Source organism: Mesorhizobium sp. M7A.F.Ca.ET.027.03.2.1 (assembly GCF_003999175.1).
Taxonomy (GTDB): Bacteria; Pseudomonadota; Alphaproteobacteria; order Rhizobiales; family Rhizobiaceae; genus Mesorhizobium.
This window is the reverse complement of sequence record NZ_RZOM01001572.1, coordinates 1-921: the sequence shown is the minus strand read 5'-3', so window position 1 is coordinate 921 and position 921 is coordinate 1. Positions and strand designations below refer to the sequence as shown.

The following is a 921-nucleotide window of genomic DNA, read 5'->3' as shown; positions in this document are numbered from 1 at the left end:
CCTTCAAGACCGAGCAGACGCACCAGGGCTATATCGAGCCGCATGCCTGCGTGGCGAATTTCAGCTCCGACGGCACCGCTGATCTCTGGGTGTGCACGCAGGGCCATTTCGTCTACCGCCAGCACTGCGCCCAGCTGCTTGGCATGGAAGCCTCGAAACTGCGCGTCACCTCCTCGGAGATCGGCGGCGGTTTCGGCGGCAAGACCCATGTCTGGGCCGAGCCGGTGGCGCTGGCGCTGTCGCGCAAGGCCGGACGGCCGGTGAAGCTGGTGATGACCCGCGACGAGGTGTTCCGCGCCTCGGGCCCGACCAGCGCCACCTCGATCGACGTCAAGATCGGCGCCCGCAAGGACGGCACGATCACCGCCGCCGAAGCGACGCTGCGCTACAGCTGCGGCCCGTATGCCGGCTCCTGGGCCGAGATCGGTGCGATGACGGCGTTTGCCTGCTACAAGCTCGATAATGTCAAGACGGTCGGCTACGAAGTGCTGGTCAACCGGCCGAAGACCGCGGCCTATCGCGCGCCCTCGGCGCCGATGGCGGCGTTTGCGGTGGAAAGTGCTGTCGACGAGCTGGCCAAGAAGATCGGCATGGATCCGGTCGACTTCCGCATCAGGAACGCCGCGCAGGAAGGCACACGGTCCTCCTACGGCCCGGTCTACGGCCCGATCGGCATCGGCCCGACGCTGGAGGCGGTGAAGAGCCATCCGCACATGAAGGCGCCGCTGGGCCCGAACCAGGGCCGCGGCATGGCTTGCGGCTTCTGGTTCAACTTCGGCGGCCAGACCTGCACCGACCTCAACATCGGCATGGACGGCTCGGTCTCGCTGGCCGTCGGCACGGTCGATGTCGGCGGTTCCCGCGCCTCGCTGTCGCTGGTGGCGGCGGAGGAACTCGGCATCGACTATAGCCAGGTCAAGG

At 67.4% G+C, this 921-nt stretch carries 1 protein-coding gene; it reads left to right on the top strand.

Translation table 11 applies throughout. The annotated features are described in order from the left end of the window. Positions 1-921: molybdopterin cofactor-binding domain-containing protein (locus EN750_RS36510; RefSeq protein ID WP_145968297.1), on the top strand; the 921-nt coding region annotated here is incomplete at both ends.